The 1,078-nt window shown below is 44.2% G+C and carries 1 protein-coding gene and 1 pseudogene; both read right to left on the bottom strand.

The genetic code is table 11. The features are described from left to right. Nucleotides 1–275: pseudogene (locus tag A3762_RS09985) on the bottom strand (ornithine carbamoyltransferase subunit F); the annotation flags it as partial. Nucleotides 276–319: 44 nt separating this feature from the next. After that, a partial coding sequence (locus tag A3762_RS09980; protein ID WP_231878781.1) for an arginine deiminase family protein occupies nt 320–1,078 on the bottom strand: 759 nt, incomplete at its 5' end.

The following is a 1,078-nucleotide window of genomic DNA, read 5'->3' as shown; positions in this document are numbered from 1 at the left end:
TCTTTGACTGACTCTTTGTGCCCCATTTGAGAACCGCCTCCAATATAGGTTACGTTAGCCCCTTGGTCGAAGGCTGCTGTCTCAAATGCGCAGCGAGTGCGAGTTGAGGTTTTCTCGAAAATCAAGCAGATGTTTTTTCCGCATAAACGAGGTTGTTCGGTACCCGCATATTTGGCTTGCTTTAGGTCCCGAGACAGATCCAACATGTAACGAATTTCGCGAGGAGTAAAATCTAAAAGTTTTAAGAAGCTGCGGTTTTTTAAATTAAAAGCCATATCTCTATTCCTTAATTCTGTAAATCGTTCAGTGAAACAAACGACTAAATGTCGTCACGCTCAATTGGGCAACTCATGCAGCGAGCACCGCCGCGTCCTCGACCTAACTCATCACCTGGTATCGCAATAAACTTGATTCCAGCTTTTTCAATATTATCGATCGTGTAGTGGTTACGTTCATAACCAACAACAACGCCCGGACGAATAGTGAGCACATTATTAGCGTCGTTCCATTGTTCACGTTCGGCTGCGAATACGTCGCCACCAGTAGGAATCATGCGAACAGAGTCGTTGCCTGTAATACGTGCTAAAGTTTTAAAGAAGCCTTTTTGTTGCGTACAAACAATGTCACCGTTATCACCAGGAGTTAAGCTATAGTGGATGTTTTGGTCCGATACAACGCCTGGATAGTAGGTGAAGCAGTCTCGATCCATATGTGTTAACACGGTGTCTAAGTGCATTGCTGCACGAGATTTACCAAGATCTATTGCTATGACTTCATCGGCTCCGCCTCTGGAGAATAAGCTTTTAGCCAACATTTCAATTCCTTGAGGGGTTGTTCGCTCAGAAATACCGATAAGTACTTTGCCGTTACCGATGATTTCAACGTCACCACCCTCAATCGTCGCGCCTTCATAGACGCGTTCTTCACCGCCATACCAAACTTCAAATTTTTCTTTCTTGAACATTGGGTGATAACGATAAACCGCTTTGAAATGAACTGTTTCGCGCTGTCGAGCAGGTTTCATCATTGGATTGATTGAAACGCCACCATATACCCAGCAAGAAGTATCACGCGTAAA

The organism is Oleiphilus sp. HI0125 (assembly GCF_001635355.1).
Note: the sequence above shows the minus strand (reverse complement) of the source record. Positions and strands in the feature narration are given on the sequence as shown.